General features: G+C 68.8%; 13 protein-coding genes and 2 pseudogenes. 6 read left to right on the top strand and 9 right to left on the bottom strand.

The window, feature by feature from the left end; genetic code table 11:
• Window positions 1-94 precede the first annotated feature (94 nt).
• The 3 genes and pseudogenes from ACIQFU_RS38120 to eno form a co-directional block, all read left to right on the top strand.
• A pseudogene (locus tag ACIQFU_RS38120) lies at window positions 95-352 on the top strand (inorganic diphosphatase); the annotation flags it as partial.
• Window positions 349-1,110 carry a 2,3-diphosphoglycerate-dependent phosphoglycerate mutase gene (locus tag ACIQFU_RS38115; RefSeq protein ID WP_402557933.1) on the top strand — a complete coding sequence of 254 codons (762 nt, stop codon included), beginning with the start codon at window positions 349-351 and terminating at the stop codon, window positions 1,108-1,110. The pseudogene ACIQFU_RS38120 and the gene ACIQFU_RS38115, both read left to right, overlap by 4 nt.
• A gap of 33 nt (window positions 1,111-1,143) precedes the next feature.
• On the top strand, window positions 1,144-2,415 hold the full coding sequence (gene eno, locus ACIQFU_RS38110) for a phosphopyruvate hydratase (RefSeq protein WP_402557932.1): 1,272 nt from the start codon (window positions 1,144-1,146) through the stop codon (window positions 2,413-2,415).
• Between the two features lie 229 nt (window positions 2,416-2,644).
• Here the strand turns inward: eno and ACIQFU_RS38105 are convergent, their stop codons facing one another.
• The 3 genes from ACIQFU_RS38105 to ACIQFU_RS38095 form a co-directional block, all read right to left on the bottom strand.
• Window positions 2,645-3,016, bottom strand: a complete 372-nt coding sequence (locus ACIQFU_RS38105) for a hypothetical protein (RefSeq protein WP_402557930.1) — start codon at window positions 3,014-3,016, stop codon at window positions 2,645-2,647.
• A 113-nt stretch (window positions 3,017-3,129) separates the two neighbouring features.
• Entirely contained in the window at window positions 3,130-3,468 is a 339-nt protein-coding gene (locus ACIQFU_RS38100; RefSeq protein WP_402557929.1) for an SDR family oxidoreductase, read from the bottom strand.
• A gap of 19 nt (window positions 3,469-3,487) precedes the next feature.
• Window positions 3,488-4,267, bottom strand: coding sequence for an HAD family hydrolase (locus ACIQFU_RS38095; protein WP_402557928.1), 780 nt, complete (start codon window positions 4,265-4,267; stop codon window positions 3,488-3,490).
• 518 nt (window positions 4,268-4,785) lie between these two features.
• On the opposite strand from ACIQFU_RS38095, the gene ACIQFU_RS38090 reads away from it, so the two are divergent.
• A complete protein-coding gene (locus ACIQFU_RS38090; protein ID WP_402557926.1) occupies window positions 4,786-5,508 on the top strand; it encodes a ScbR family autoregulator-binding transcription factor in 723 nt (240 codons plus the stop codon).
• Window positions 5,509-5,798: 290 nt separating this feature from the next.
• Here ACIQFU_RS38090 and ACIQFU_RS38085 read toward each other — a convergent pair whose 3' ends face one another.
• The 4 genes and pseudogenes from ACIQFU_RS38085 to ACIQFU_RS38070 all read right to left on the bottom strand — a co-directional run bounded on the left by ACIQFU_RS38085 (window position 5,799) and on the right by ACIQFU_RS38070 (window position 10,091).
• Entirely contained in the window at window positions 5,799-6,293 is a 495-nt protein-coding gene (locus tag ACIQFU_RS38085; protein WP_402557925.1) for a cupin domain-containing protein, read from the bottom strand.
• A 375-nt stretch (window positions 6,294-6,668) separates the two neighbouring features.
• A complete protein-coding gene (locus ACIQFU_RS38080; protein WP_402557923.1) occupies window positions 6,669-7,652 on the bottom strand; it encodes an alpha/beta fold hydrolase in 984 nt (327 codons plus the stop codon).
• A gap of 405 nt (window positions 7,653-8,057) precedes the next feature.
• A pseudogene (locus tag ACIQFU_RS38075) lies at window positions 8,058-8,186 on the bottom strand (DUF4158 domain-containing protein); the annotation flags it as partial.
• Window positions 8,187-8,891: 705 nt separating this feature from the next.
• Window positions 8,892-10,091, bottom strand: a complete 1,200-nt coding sequence (locus ACIQFU_RS38070; protein WP_402557936.1) for a PP2C family protein-serine/threonine phosphatase — start codon at window positions 10,089-10,091, stop codon at window positions 8,892-8,894.
• Between the two features lie 514 nt (window positions 10,092-10,605).
• Here ACIQFU_RS38070 and ACIQFU_RS38065 point away from each other — a divergent pair.
• Window positions 10,606-12,228 (top strand): cytochrome bc complex cytochrome b subunit, encoded by a 1,623-nt coding sequence (locus tag ACIQFU_RS38065; RefSeq protein WP_402557934.1) that lies wholly within the window; start codon window positions 10,606-10,608, stop codon window positions 12,226-12,228.
• 349 nt (window positions 12,229-12,577) lie between these two features.
• The gene (locus ACIQFU_RS38060; protein ID WP_402557922.1) at window positions 12,578-13,408 is read left to right on the top strand and encodes an alpha/beta fold hydrolase; all 831 of its coding nucleotides are present in this window, start codon (window positions 12,578-12,580) and stop codon (window positions 13,406-13,408) included.
• A 21-nt stretch (window positions 13,409-13,429) separates the two neighbouring features.
• Here the strand turns inward: ACIQFU_RS38060 and ACIQFU_RS38055 are convergent, their stop codons facing one another.
• Together ACIQFU_RS38055 and ACIQFU_RS38050 are read right to left on the bottom strand one after the other, a co-directional pair.
• Window positions 13,430-13,642, bottom strand: a complete 213-nt coding sequence (locus ACIQFU_RS38055) for a hypothetical protein (protein ID WP_402557920.1) — start codon at window positions 13,640-13,642, stop codon at window positions 13,430-13,432.
• 232 nt (window positions 13,643-13,874) lie between these two features.
• Window positions 13,875-14,339, bottom strand: coding sequence for a cupin domain-containing protein (locus ACIQFU_RS38050; RefSeq protein WP_402557918.1), 465 nt, complete (start codon window positions 14,337-14,339; stop codon window positions 13,875-13,877).
• Window positions 14,340-14,921 lie beyond the last annotated feature (582 nt).

Below are 14,921 nucleotides of genomic sequence, written 5' to 3'. Positions count from 1 at the left end.
CACTGAACGCCTTCGACATCGCCTTCGACGGCCGCCTGACGGCGGCCCGCCAGTAACCCCAACCACCCTGGTTACACCGCTCGTTTGACAGACCCTGTTCTGCATTAGGGACGAGCACGGCCCCGACGAGAAGATCCTCTGCGTGCCGGCCCACGATCCCCGCTACAGGGGCGCCCATGACATCGCCGACATCTCCGAGTTCGACCGGCTGGAGATCACCCACTTCTTCGAGGTGTACAAGGACCTCGAACCCGGCAAGAGCGTCGAAGGCTCCCACTGGGAGGGCCGGGACGCGGCGTACGCGGAGATCGAGGCGTCCCGCACCCGCGCCACCGAGACCGGTCAGGAATGACGCCGACGAGAGGCGGCACGCTGATCCTGCTGCGGCACGGGCAGAGCGAAGCCAACGCCGCCGGAGTCTTCGGCGGCTGGGCCGACTATGCGCTGACACCCGACGGCGAAGAACAGGCGACGGACGCGGCCCGGCTGATCGCCCGGGCAGGACTGCTGCCCGACCTCGTCCACACCTCCGTCCTGCGCCGGTCCATCCACACCGCCGACATCGCGCTCGACCACCTGGGGCGCTGCTGGATTCCGGTGCAGCGCACCTGGCGACTCAACGAACGCCAGTACGGGGCGCTCACCGGCCGGAGCAAGCGCCGCACGCGGATCGAGGCCGGCCCGGAGCTGTACGAACAGTGGCGCCGATCCCTGCACGCCAGCCCGCCGCCGCTGCCCGAGGACCGGCTGGCCCTTCTGCGCGCGAACCCCCGCTACGCCTCCCTGCCCGGCGAGGGCGTGCCGGCGGTGGAGACGTTCGCCGACGTGATCGCTCGCGTCCTTCCGTACTGGAGCGACCTCCTGGCACCCGCCCTCACGCACGGCGCCACCGTGCTGGTCGCCGCGCACGGCAACTCCCTGCGCGCCCTCGTCGCCCTGCTCGGCCACCTCGACGAACCCGGCATCCACGACCTGAACATCCCCCCGGCCGAACCCCTCGTCCACACCATCACCCCCGACCTGCGACCGGCCCCCTCCGGCGGCAGGTACCTCGCCCCCGACCGGGCACGCGCCGCCGCACGGGCAGTCGCGGCCGAAGGACACCACTGACACCACCGCCGGCACCGAAAGGACGCACCGACCATGCTGCGTATCTCCCGCCTGCACGCCGTCGAGATCCTCGACTCCCGCGCACGCCCCACCCTCGCCGTCACCCTGGAGACCGCCGACGGACTGCGCGTACGCGCCGGAGTGCCCTCCGGAGCCTCCACCGGCACCCGGGAGGCCGTCGAACTGCGCGACGCCGACCCCGACCGCTTCGGCGGCCAGGGCGTCACCAGGGCGGTCGCCCATGTCAACGGCGAGATCGCCGACGCGCTGACCGGCCGCTCCTACGCGACTTTCGCCGAGGTGGACGCCGAACTGATTCGGCTGGACGGCACAGCCACCAAGTCCCGCCTGGGAGCGAATGCCCTCGTCGGCGTCTCGCTCGCCGCCGCCCGCGCCCAGGCCGCCTCGGCCGGTCAGGAGCCGTGGCAGTACCTCGCCGAGATCGCCGGGGTCGCTCCGCTGCTGCCGGTCCCGCACTTCAACGTCGTCAACGGCGGCGCACATGCCGCCAACGCACTCGATTTCCAGGAGTTCATGCTCGCCCCCCTCGGTGCTCCCAGCCTGCCCGAGGCCGTTCGGGCGGGCGCCGAGGTGTATGCCAGGCTCAAAGCCCGCCTCGCCGAGGAGGGGCACCCGACCGGCCTGGGCGACGAGGGTGGCTTCGCTCCGGACCTCGCGCGTCCCGAGGACGTACTCATCCTGCTCGTCGAGGCGATCTCGAACGCCGGATACACGCCGGGACGGGACGGCGTCGCCATTGCCCTGGATCCGGCCGCCAGCGAGTTCCGCGACGCGTCGGACGGCCGCTATCGCGTCGCGGGAGACGTCCTGACCAGCGATCAGCTCATCGACCGCTACGAGGAGATGATCGACCGCTTCCCCGTCTGGTCGATCGAGGACGGCCTCGGCGAGGACGACTGGGACGGCTGGACCCGTCTGACCGAACGCCTGGGCCACCGCGTCCAGCTCGTCGGCGACGACAATTTCGTCACCAACCCGTCGATCATCGCCGAAGCCGTCGAAAGGAAGATCGCCAACGCATCCCTCATCAAGGTCAACCAAATCGGCACCGTCACCGAGACCCTGGAAGCCATCCGGGTCAGCCGCGACGCCGGCTACGCGCAAATGATCTCCCACCGCTCCGGCGAGACCGAGGACGCGTTCATCGCCGACCTCGCCGTGGGTGCGGCCTGCGGGCAGATCAAATCCGGCGCCCCGGCCCGCGGCGAACGCGTCGCCAAGTACAACCGGCTCATCGAGATCGCCACGACGGCCCCCTCCCTGCCGTACGGACTGCGCCACTGACACCGCTTCCTGCTGATCACGGCCAGTACCCCCGACGCTCCTCGGCAACCTGCGGACAGGTCCAGCGCAGGTTGCGGCACCGCACGCCCGCTCACTGGCTCTGCTCACTTCAAGCGGTTCTGCCTCAGATTCTGCGACGCGGCCCCCTGAGTGACATCCGCGCACCTTCAAGCCGAGCGCGAAGTCGCGTCCGACAATGGGCCGTGTGCAGGAAAGCTGGTCCCTGCCCTCACCCTCCACACCCTCGCTCTGACGCCGCCGGCATCGACCGCGACCTCGACGCGGTCACCGCCGGACTCACTCTGCCCTGGAGTTCAGGTGCGGTCGAAGGCCATGCCGATGGCGTGACGGAAGGCCGCCGCGTCAAGGACGACGAGCCAGAGTCTTGGAGTCGAACAGGACCGATGAGGGTCAGGCGTCGGCGCATTCGCCGATGACGGCGCAGGCGAGGCGAATGCCGCCCAGGTAGGTTGAGATGCCGTCGTCGCCATGCATGTGGGGCGCGTCCTGGAGCCACTGCCGCCACAGGCCGCCCTCCTGGGAGGAAATGGCCGGCGCGGTCGCGGCGCGGGACGGAGTCGGTGTGTGCCAGGGCACCCATGGTTGTCCGCTGGTCGTCGGCGAGGTCGGGCCGTTGCAGGTGGCGATCCAGGTGAGCGTTGGGAGGTCACCCGAAACCCCGTGGGGTGAGTAGGGTTTCGACAGCACACAGCGTCACTGCTCCACAGAACCCGAGCCAGAACCACCGTCGTGCACATCCCCGGTCGCCGGAGCCACGAGATGACACCCGAACCGACGGACAAGCGCTGCCGCTACAGGCGAACGAAGCCAGCAGCCGGGTGCCCGGCATCCATGGCGGCCCGCTGTCGGTGCGCGGGCGGCCAATGCGCCGTATCCGCCGTCGATCCTCGGAACGGCACCGGTGACGTAGGAAGCCTGCGGGCCGGCGAGGAAGACGACTCCTGCGGCGATCTCCTCCGGTCTGCCGTACCGGAACTCGGATCGGACGACGTCGACCGCGTCATCGACGACGTCGGCCTCGCCCGCCTGCACGGTGAGGGCGACGTGAACCCTATCCGGGCCCGTGGTCCTTCCGGGTCTCGTCGTTGTCCGTGGTCAGAACCGGCACTTGCTCCTGCACCCACGACATGATCTGTTCGCAGTCCAGCCCTGGGGTCCACGCGTCGGCCTGCCCGCTGCCACCTTCAGGCAGGGGGCCCACGCCCAGTACCCGCAAGCCCGCGCGCGACGCCGACTCCACTCCTGTGAGGGAGTCCTCGATTGCGAGTGCGGCTCGTGGCGCGACCCCGCACAGGTGGGCGGCCCTGCTGTAGACATCGGGCCATGGTTTCGGCCGTACTGCCTGCTCCGTTCGGTCGCCCGGTGCCTCTTCCGGTCCGTTGAAGTCTCGCTGCACGGTGGGCACGACGATGTGGCGGAAGTACCGGCGCAGCCCGGCGCGAAGAAGGCTTTCGTCCACGACCTCCAACGGGCAGTTGCTGGCGACGGCCAGGGGAAGCCGGCGCCAGCACAGCCGAACGAACTCGGAGGCGCCTGGCATGGTCAGCGGATCCTCGGCGACGAGCGACATGAAGTGTGCGAGCAGGGATGTGGAGAGGTCGGAGGCCAGGTCGGGCTTGTTCGTCTCCTGCGCCATCAGGCGGCCGCAGTCGAGGTAGTGCACTCCTTTGGCCCGCTCGGCGAAGCCAGGCGGAGCCGACAGCCCGAAGTCACGGAATGCCCGTGTGCGGGCGTCCTGCCAGTGCCGCTCGGTGTCCATCAGGGTTCCGTCACAGTCGAAGACGATGGCCTCGGGTGACCAGTTCGACAGGATGCGTGGGATTGGCGTCACTGTGGCCTCCTAGAGGGTCTGCTCGTTGCAGGACCACGAATGCGGTGATGCCGGCGTGACGTGCCGCCAGGGCCGTCTCGGTTCCCTTCCGGTTCCGTTGATCAGAAGGGTTCGCATTCAGGGCATCAGCCGCAAAAGGAAAACATTGCGACGGCTACGTTATTTCCGTCACGAAACGTAGTGCAATCACCACTTCGAGTGCTCGCCCATCGAGCGTTCATGGTGTATGTGCTACTGAGTGGTGAGGCGGTTCAGTGCGCCTGACTGACCGTCATGAGAAGTGTGCGTAACATGACTTGACGACACCTGCGGGGTGAGGTCCTGTCTGTGGGGATGTGACGGCGGCGCGGTGCGGGCGGCCAAGAAGGACACCCGGTAGGGTCACGAATCACCCGCACGCGTGCATCTTCGAAAAATAGATGCAACAACCGCGCACAGTTGACGCCGGAGGCGCCAGGCGTACGCGGGCGCACTAGATTTTCCGTCGTTCATTCACGACGAGCGGAAAGTGCGGAACTGTGCAGGAACGGGCCAGAGAAACCCGCAGATCACTCCTCGAGGCGGCCGCCTGCCTCTTCGCCGAGCACGGATACGCGGGAACCAGCGTCAATGACATAAGCGCCCGGTCCGGACGAACCAGCGGATCCATCTACTTCCACTACACCAACAAAGAGGGCATCGCCCTCGCCGTCGTCCGAGACGGCTTCGCCACGTGGTCCGGCCTCGCCCCGTGCTACGCCGACCGCACCGTGCCGCCACTGGAGCGCCTCGTCGTATTGAGTCACAAGATCGCCCAGGCGCTTGCCGAAGACGCCCTGACGCGCGCGGGCGCCCGTCTCTGGGCGGAGCGCGACGCCATTAACGCGCGTCTTCCCGACCCCTTCGTACTCTGGACGACGGCCGTGACACGGCTGCTGGCCCAGGCTCGGAGCAGCGGTCAGCTGGCCGCCCACGTCCGGCCCGCTGCCACTGCCCCGACCCTGGTCCGTGCGTTTTTCGGCTTCTGTACGCTCACCGAGGCACTGGACGGGCCTCGGGCACTCGGCGTTCGTGTCTCGGACTGGTGGCAACTGACCCTGCCCGCACTCCTGACGGGCACGAACTCGGTGCCGGCCCGGGGCTGGCATGCAGCTCCGACGGGGATCGCAGGGGCGTGCGGCGCCTGCGAAACGGTTACGCCGAGGCCCGGCAGCCCCGGACCTGCGTTTCCTCCGGCCCGCGACGCACAGCCACATGGGTAGGCCGATCCCACCCGCACCGCACGGGCGTCCGCGGAGGACGCGGCCTGCTCAAGTCATGCGGCGACAGTGAACCATCCTTGTCGTGAATGTACGTGCGTCATCAGGATGTGGGTGGCTGCGACCGCCGTGCCGATGGAGCGGGTGAAGCAGCGGGGCACCGCCGGTCCGCTCGGCCTTGTCGTCCGGTGTTGGCCGAAGGTCCCTGGACAAGGGAGGTGCAGAAGCCGGCCGGTACGTATGTACGCCGGAGATCAAGCCGGCCGCACGGCCCATCACCGTTCTCGCGCCTCCTACTCCACGAAGTAGGAGTCGTGCTTGTCGAAGAACGCGGTGCGCTCCTCCTCCGTGGCATGTCCCAACTGCGACACCTGTTCGAAGTACTCCTCTCGGGGCGCCCCGGGGGTGAACAGCAGGAGCATGTCCGCCGGGGCGTCGGAGTCGTTGCGGAAGGCGTGCAGACCGCCCTGCGGCACGTGCAGGAAGTCACCCTCGCGGGCGTCGACCCATTGCACGCCGTCGAAGACGCGCACCGTGCCGTCCAGGATGTAGAAGGACTCCGAGATCCGCTTGTGGAAGTGCGTCTTCGGCCCGCCCGCTCGGGGTGCCATCTTCACCCGGTACAGGCCGAACTCGCCGCGCGTGGTCTCCGTGGTCGCCAGATAGTGCGTGGAGTTCTTCCCGCTGCCGCTCTCGCCGAGGTCCGGCGATGTGGTGGCCGGTCGGAAGACGGCGCTCGCCTCACCGTCCTCCCCCCAGTACTTCTGCTCCGGATACGGGTACGACATGGTGGGTCCCTTCCTGGGGCGGGCCCGCCGTTGCGTGTCGGCGCGGATCACCGAAGGGCGGGTCCATGTACAACGTGACCGGTGAGCGTGCGCCGGTGTGACAGATCCGTCAGGCGCGGGATGGACGCCCGACGCCCATGCCTACCGAGACCGCGAGGTCGTCGGTGATGCGGCCGGCGGCGGAGGAAGAGCATCGGCAGCCCCCTGCCGTGAACGGTCAGCCGGGCATTACGGTGGCAGACGGAGACCTCCGTGCGGTGCAGTCCCAGACGGCTTCACCACACCGGAGGTCTTCGCCATGATCGAGCCGCGCCGGCGTCGGCAACGCTCGTGATCAACACACCTGGAGCCCGCGCACGGCGGCTCCCGCACCGGTCAGGTGCGGCGGGCGCGGATCACGATGGTCGCGCCCGCCGCGACGGCGAGCGCGGCGCCGCCGCCCAGGATCGCGTTCCGGCCGCTGGTGCCGGTCTCGGCGAGGCTCGGCCGGGCATCGCCTGCGGCCTGCAGGATCAGGTCGGTCACGTCGTCCGGGTTGGTCTCCATGACGGCGTGCGGTGCGTCGACCTCGACGGTGGTGGCGCCCGCCCGCTCTGCCATGAAGCGCAGGTTGTCCGTGCCGATGGTGCGGTCGTCGGTCGGCACAAGCGCCCAGGACGGGATGTCCTTCCACGCGACGCCCTTCGTCGGCCCGTTGCCGGAGGCGACGGTCGCGCCCCGCTGAGTGGCGGCCAGCACCCGGGCGCGGCTCGCGTCGACCCGGTCGCTGAGGAAGACGCTGCGGAACTTCTCGGGCTTGAGGTACAGATCAACGTTCGTGGCGTCACCGCCGAGCGGTACGGCGTTCAGAGCGGTCGGCACCGGGGCGGCCGGGTCGTCCGACAGTTGGCTGCCCGGGAACTTGGTCGCGAGCTGGAAGGCGGTCTCCCCCTTGTCGGGCGCGAACCCGGCGATGTAGACGAGGGACTCGATGTTCGGGTTGCCGGCCGCCGCATTGGTGATGACGGCTCCGCCGTAGGAGTGTCCGACGAGGACGATGGGGCCCTCGATCGTCTTGAGCCGCGCAGCGAGGTAGTCGGCGTCGCCGGAGAGGCTGCGCAGCGGGTTCGCCGTGGCCACCACGGGATAGCCCCGGTCCTGCAGGCTCTCGACGGTCCGGTCCCAGCCGGAGGCGTCCGCCCAGTACCCGTGCACCAGCACGACCGTCGGCTTCGCGCCCCCTGACGTGCCGCCGGAGGGCGTGGCGCTGCCACCGCTCCCCGACGCCGACGAAGGTGCCGCGGCCATCAGCGCGGCGGCTGGAAGGAGGACGGCCAGGGGAAGTGCCCGCCGTGAGGCGGCGCGTCGTATGTGCTCCATGACCATTCTTTCTCTGAAGGGAGAGACTGCTGACCACACTGCGTTCAGGTGACAGTTGCGGCACCAGGTACTGGCCATCAGAGTGAAGATCGGCCACGGAGCAAAGCAGCGCGCCCACGTCGGCTCCGGCGGCCGGTTCCGGCATCGAGACGCCTCGACCCGGCCGTCCGCGACCCGCTGGAGGACAACACCCCGGTCAGGGCGCCGGGCTTCTCGCGGGCGGGGGGCGGCCGCGAGGACGGCCGGACCCAGGGCACCCGTTCCCGGGTGCACCGGTGTGCCGGGCGACTAGCGCAACGTCGCCGGCCGGGGCGGTGCCTTCGTCCTCGTGCCCTGGCAGCTCCACACCACCTACGGTGACGGACACGCTCAGTGTCGCGGAGGACTCCGGCGACCTGCCGCACCGTAGGCCCCCCGGATCTCCCAAGCGTGCTCGTACGCCGTCTTCGCCCGCTCGGTGTACCGCTTCACCACCGACGCGTCCTCGATCCCCAACTGCGCCGCCAGGTGCGCAATGACCGACCATGGGACGCTCCTCCATGAAGCGTCGGTATGCCGCCGCCGGCTCATCTGTCAGCAATTTCCACCGGCACCCGGCGGACGGTAGCCACCATGATCGATCTCAGCGCCAACCACGGTTCGATTGATACCCGGGGCCGACTTCGTCGTGCGCCGAACGAACGCATCGGCGAAGCGCGACGGTCAGCTCCGGGGTACGGCCGCTCAAGGCAGTACACAACATGACAGCACACTGTTATGACCGTCCGGTTTGCTGTCACATTCGTGCCTTCCATCCGGTCTTCCCTTCCGCACGGTCGTGCACCCTGCGGCCCCGCACCACCCCGGAGGAACCATGCTCAGTGAATCGGAGACCGCAGGCGCGGCAGCGGCTGTCCTGGGGAGCGCCGCCCTGGTGGACGCGATGGGCCGCGTCCACGGTCACCGGGCGCACGTACTGTTTCTGGAAAGCCCCGACCCGGCCCGCCCGCTGTTCGGGCGAGCCGTGACCGTGTCCTACATGCCGTGGCGCGAGGACGTGGAGCAGGCGTCGAAGACGTTCGCGGACTTCTTCTACGATGCTGTCGGCGACGACCCGGCGAACAAGGTCCTGGTGCTGTCCAGCGGCGGCGGTTCCATCAGCAGGCCGAACGAGGCCGCGCCCCGGTCCGTCCGCGCGACCACCGCGCCCGCTCCGGGTGCGCCGCCCTCGCCCAACGCGCCCGGCACACGGGCCGGCCGTCACAGGCGGACGACCACTACTGCCGTGTCATCGGTGCCGTCGCTGAGCTTGGCGAGTGTCGAGGCCAGCTCGTCGGGGTCGTCGGTGTGGTGGTCCGAGAGAAGCGAGGCGAGCCGCTGAAGGCCCACGTCGATGTCCTCTCCTCGGCGCTCGACCAGTCCATCCGTGTAGAGGACCAGAACGGAACCCGCGGCGTAACTGATCGTGGCTTGCGGGCGCGGCATGTGTTCGAGGCTTGCTCCGAGCGGCGGGTCCGTCGCACCGTCCAGGAACTGCACGGTGCCGCCAGGACGGACCAGGGCCGGAGGCGGATGGCCGGCACTGCTGTAGCTGAGACGGCGTCTTCTCCAGTCGATGAACGTCTGGACGGTGGTGGTCGACAGTGCTCCGTCGATGGAGCGCGCGTACAGGTCGAGGCCGTCGAGTGCGGTTGCCGGATCCTTCACGACGCGGGTGGCGGCGCTCAAGGCGCTGCGCAGTTGGCCCATGACGCCTGCCGCCGCGAGTCCGTGCCCGACGACGTCTCCGACGGCGACGGCATAGTCTCCGCTCGACAGTTGGGTGACCTCGTACCAGTCGCCGCAGACGTTCAAGGCGTCGAGAGCCGGGCGGTAGCGGACCGCGGATTCGTGGTGGGCGAGTCGCTGCGGTGCGGGCAGCATGGCGTCCTGCAGCGCGAGGGCGACGCGCCGCTCATGGGCGTTCGCCTGCCGGAGTCGTTCATTGACCTCCTGGAGCTCGCGAGACCGCGCATAGAGTTCGAACTCCATCTGCTGGCGCCGACCGGAGTCGGAACGGTTGGCTCGGACGAGGTCGGTGATCTCCTCCAGGCGGTGCACGACCAACGCGATGTTCCCCTCGGCGTCCATGACTGGGGCGTTGACCGGACTCCACCAGCGTTCCGTGAAGACGCCCGGCCGGTCCGGTTCCTCCACGTCGTACCGGATCGGTCCTTCGACATCCTGCTTTCCGGTCTCCAGTACTCGGCGAACCGATGCTGTCAGGTGGTCGTCCAGGGCGTCGCGGTCCTGAGGGAAGGCGTCGAAGATGTAACGGCCCTGCAGTTGGCGGCGATCGCGGCCGACCAGAGTCTGATACGACGCATTCGCGTCCAGAATGATCAGATCCGAGGTGAGGACCAACATCGCGCTGGGCGACGCGTCGAATATGCCCCGATAATCTATCCCTTGACCGTCCATGGAAAGCTTCACAGCCTCTACCAGTAGCTATTTGGGGTCAGGATCTCGCGGATGGGCGCCCCGGAATCCAGCGTCCACCTCCGGGATGCGCGGCTTTCCCGGGCGCAGGTGCCATGGACCTCTTTGCCCATTCTTCCGCACCGAGAGGTGCACCGCACCACGCGCGGCCCTGCGGAAGCGTCGACCACCTGTTCGGTGCCGCCCGCGTCACCGGCGGCATGTCGTCGATCCCAGTGGTCCGCACGACCGAGACGAAGCTGAGTGCGGTGTTCAGCCCCCCAGTGCCGGGCGACAGCGCCGCCCGGCCCCCGCATCGATGCGCCTCTCCTGTGGGTGAAACGGCTTACGCGGCGTGCCAAAGCTCTCGTAGTGGATCACACCGGTTGAAACTGTCTGGGGTCAGCCGAGGCCACAGCCTCGCACCCGGTCGACGGCTTCCCGGTCCGGACGTGGGCAGCGAGCACCCGGGGTCAGCATCGCGCCTCGCGCCGAACGGAGACGAGTGGTGGAAGAGATGGACAACGAGAGCCGACCGTCGACCGAGCGGGAGCACGAGTCCACGGGCGAGAGGTTCGTGCAGTGGATGGACGGCCGCCTGGGGCACCGGCGACTCACCCGCTCCGCACGGCGGCTCGTCTTTCCCGATCACTGGTCCTTCATGCTCGGGGAGATCGCGCTCTACAGCTTCGTCGTCCTGCTGATCACCGGCGTCTTCCTCAGCTTCTTCTTCCACCCGTCGTCCGACCCGGTGATGTACCAGGGCAGCTACGCCCCGCTTCGGGGACGTCTGGTCTCGGAGGCGTTCGACTCGACCCTGCACATCTCCTTCGACGTGCGCGGCGGGCTGCTCATGCGGCAGGCACACCATTGGGCTGCCCTGCTCCTAGTGGCCTCGATCTTCGTGCACATGATGCGGGTGTTCTTCACGGGAGCGTTCCGCAAGCCCAGGGAACTGAACTGGCTCTTCGGGTTCCTGCTGCTGGTCATCGCCATGTTCGGCGGCCTGACGGGGTACGACCTGCCCGACGACCTGTTGTCCGGGACGGGTCTCCAGATCGTCAACGGCACGATCCTCTCGATCCCGGTGGTCGGCACGTACCTGTCGTTCTTCCTCTTCGGCGGAGAGTTCCCGGGCGACGACCTGATCGCCCGATTCAACACCATCCACATCCTGATCATCCCCGGCCTGATGGTGGCCCTGATCGTCATGCATCTCCTTCTCGCCGTGCGTCACCGGCACACGCAGTACGCCGGGCCGGGCCGTACGAACGGCAACCTCGTGGGCATGCCGCTGCGGGTGTACGCGGTCAAGGCCGGGGCCTACTCCCTCCTCGTGTGCGGTGTGATCTTCCTCCTCGCCGGCATCGCCCAGATCAACCCCGTCTGGGCCTACGGCCCCTTCCGCCCCGACCAGGTCTCCGCAGGCTCGCAACCCGACTGGTACATGGGCGTCGCCGACGGCTTCCTGAGAGTGATGCCCGGCTGGGAGATCTCCTTCCTGGGACACACCCTGGCCCTGGACAACTTCCTTCCGCTGCTGGTGGGCGTGCTGCTCTTCCTCGCGATGGGCGGCTATCCCTTCCTGGAGGCATGGGTGACCGACGACGACCGGGACCAGCACCTCCTGGACCGCCCGCGCAACCGCCCGGTCCGGACCGCTCTCGGCGTGGCGTGGCTCAGCGTCTATCTGGTGGCGCTGATCGGCGCGTCCAACGACCTGATCGCCACCCACCTGCACGTCTCCGTCAACGCCGTCACCTGGACGGTGCGCATCTCCCTGTTCGTCATGCCGGTGTTGGCATTCGTGGTCACCAAACGGTTGGCACTGGGGCTGCAGCGCCGCGACCGCGACACGGTCCTGCACGGCCGCGAGACCGGCGTGGTCAAACGTCTCGAGCACGGCGACTACGTCGAGGTGCACGAGCCGCTCAGCCAAGCGCGCCTGTACGCCCTGACCGCCCACGAGCAGTACCGGCCGCTGACCGCGGGAGCGGCACGAGAGGGCGAGAGCGCGACGGCGGGCAGTCTGCGGAGGCTGCGGGCCCGCCTCAGCCGCGGTTTCTACGGCCCGGCCACGCAGATCCCCAAGCCGACGGAGGACGAGTACCGACAGATCGCAGAGCGGCACCGGACCTGAAGCATGACGTGGCCGGCCGTGCTCACCCGGGCGGAGTCGTGCACTGCCCGCACGGCCGTCGCCGACTGCATTCCGGGCGTTCGCGGTGATCGGTGGCGGATCGGCCGGGGCCGAGGCGGCTCGGGCGCGAGGGGAGCCCCGGAGACCGTGCAACACCAGGGCCGGTCCGCCTGCTCCCTGAGCGCGTGCGGAGTGTCCTGGTGCGGCGTACCGTGGTGCTTGGTGCGACGTCCGACCAGGTGCGGCCGTCGGCCGCTACGGGTCCCGAGCCGCAGTCCGAGAGCCCGTCCACATGCCGCCGGGACGTCCGTGGCCCCATGACCTCGATGTGCGCAGGGACGGATCCACGATGAGCACGGTGACGACCGAAGACGGCACGACCATCTTCTACAAGGACTGGGGGCCGCGCGACGGACAGCCGATCGTCTTCCACCACGGCTGGCCGCTGAGCGGCGACGACTGGGACAACCAGATGCTGTACTTCGCCCAGCAGGGATATCGCGTGATCGCACACGACCGCCGGGGGCACGGACGGTCCAGCCAGACGGCAGACGGCCACGACATGGACACCTACGCCGCCGACGTGGCAGCGCTCACCGACGCCCTCGACCTGCGGAACGCCATCCACATCGGCCATTCCACGGGGGGCGGCGAGGTCGCCCGCTACGTCGCCCGCGCCAAGGCCGGCCGGGTCGCGAAGGCTGCGCTCATCAGCGCCGTGCCTCCGATCATGGTGCAGACGGACGCCAACCCCGAGGGCCTGCCGCTCAGTGTCTTCGACGAACTGCGCGCCACGCTGGCAGCCAACCGGGCCCAGTTCTACGCCGACTTCGCCTCCGGACCGTTCTACGGCTTCAACCGGCCGGGCGCCAAGGTGTCCCAGGGCGTGATCGACAACTGGTGGCGGCAGGGAATGATGGGCGCGGCCAACGCCCACTACCTCTGCATCAAGGCGTTCTCCGAGACGGACTTCACCGAAGATCTCAAGCAGATCGAGGTTCCGACTCTGGTCGCGCACGGAACCGACGACCAGATCGTTCCCTACGGGGACGCCGCACCGAAGTCGGTGAAACTCCTCAAGAACGGCACGCTGCGCTCGTACGAGGGGTACCCGCACGGGATGCTGGCGACCAACGCGGATCAACTCAACCCTGACATCCTGGCCTTCTTCAAGGGCTGAGCACCACTGGCCGCCGAGAGTTCAGCTGTACGGCTCCCACCGGCGCCCCAGGCTGTCGTACACGTACCGGGGCAGGCCCTCCACGGCACTGGTGCGGAACGGGTAGCCGTCGTCGATGCGTTCGGTGCCCTCCGGCCCTGTGTAGGACCAGCCCGACTCGAGGTTCAGGTCCGCTGCGGAGTACCGGGGAGTGTCGAGCCACCGCAGCGCCGCGTCCTGCAATCGAGTCTCCATGCCTGGGCGTTGACGGATCAGGTGAACGGCGGCCCGGCGGACCGCTCGGGCCGGCCGAGGACCCGCGTAGCTGAGGTGCCCTGGCCTCGGCCGTACCGGAGGTCGGCGCGCCCTCAACCCGGGCAGGACCGTCGCAGGAGCTGACGTCGCCGTGTCCTTCGGCGGAGGCACTACCGTGGTCGTTCGCCGACAGCGCGGCAACGGGTAGGAACCCCGCGCAAGCCAGGGCCGGTCAGCCGGTCGGACGCGGGGCGCGCAGGTGGGCACGCTCCTTCAGCTCCGCCTCGTCGACCAGCTCCAGCATGGGCTTGCCGGGGGCGCACATCATGGTCACGACGAACTCGGTCCGCTCGTCGGCCAGGGCGTTGCCGTCCTGGTAGTGAATGGAGTCGCCGCCCGGCTCCCAGAAGGTACCGCCGGCTTCGACGACGCGCTCGGGTTCGCCCTCCAGCTCGAAGCGGACGGCGCCCTTGATGACATAGCCGAACGCCGGGCCGGAGTGGCGGTGCGGCGGGGTGCCGGGGTCGCCGGGCTTCCACTCGACGTGGATCGTCATCGCCGATGCACCCTCGGGAATGGTGATCGGTGAGGCGTCCTGGAGCATCTTCGCCGCTCGGGTCCAGCTCGGACCGTCGTCGCCGCCTCCGTGACCGTGTCCGCTGTGGTCGTGATGGTTGTGCTGTGAGTTGTCCGACACTGAGCCGCACCTTCCATGGTTCCGCCGTGTCCGCACGGCACCTGATCCTCAGTCACGGTCGCTCCGGTCCTGGAGACCGCTCGGACACTGTGACCGGATACCCCAAGGATCTGTGACGCAGTGCCCGGCCGGCGACGTGGTGTACGCATCGAATCCACCCGTACCGGACGGCAAGCAAGTGCGCCCTGGGACGGCGGACACCGTCGTAGGCTCCAACCGCATCGGCACAGACACTACGCGCGGGGCGAGGGTCGGAGGACCCGTACCCTCCTGCGTACTTCATCGGTGGAGCCCTCGGCCGTGAAGCGGCAGCCCAGCGGCCGGTGAGAGAGGTCTCGACCATGTTCCGTCGCCGGCAAAGCAGTTGTGCGAGCGACATGACCACTGGTGCGCACCGGAGAGGCCGTCACCTTCGCGACCGGGACCTTCGCGCGATCACACTTCCGCGGGTGAGGGGACCCCACCGGTGCCCGCGAGGTGGGAGGCCCTAGGCAGTTTCGTTTGGATCACCGGGCGGACCAGAGGAAGATGCCCGCGATGTGGAGTCCGGCCAGATAGATGGTGGCGGTCTTCTCGTAGCGG

The sequence above is a fragment of the Streptomyces sp. NPDC093065 genome, from assembly GCF_044754585.1.
Classification (GTDB): domain Bacteria; phylum Actinomycetota; class Actinomycetes; order Streptomycetales; family Streptomycetaceae; genus Streptomyces.
This window is presented reverse-complemented; position numbering and strand designations above follow the sequence as displayed.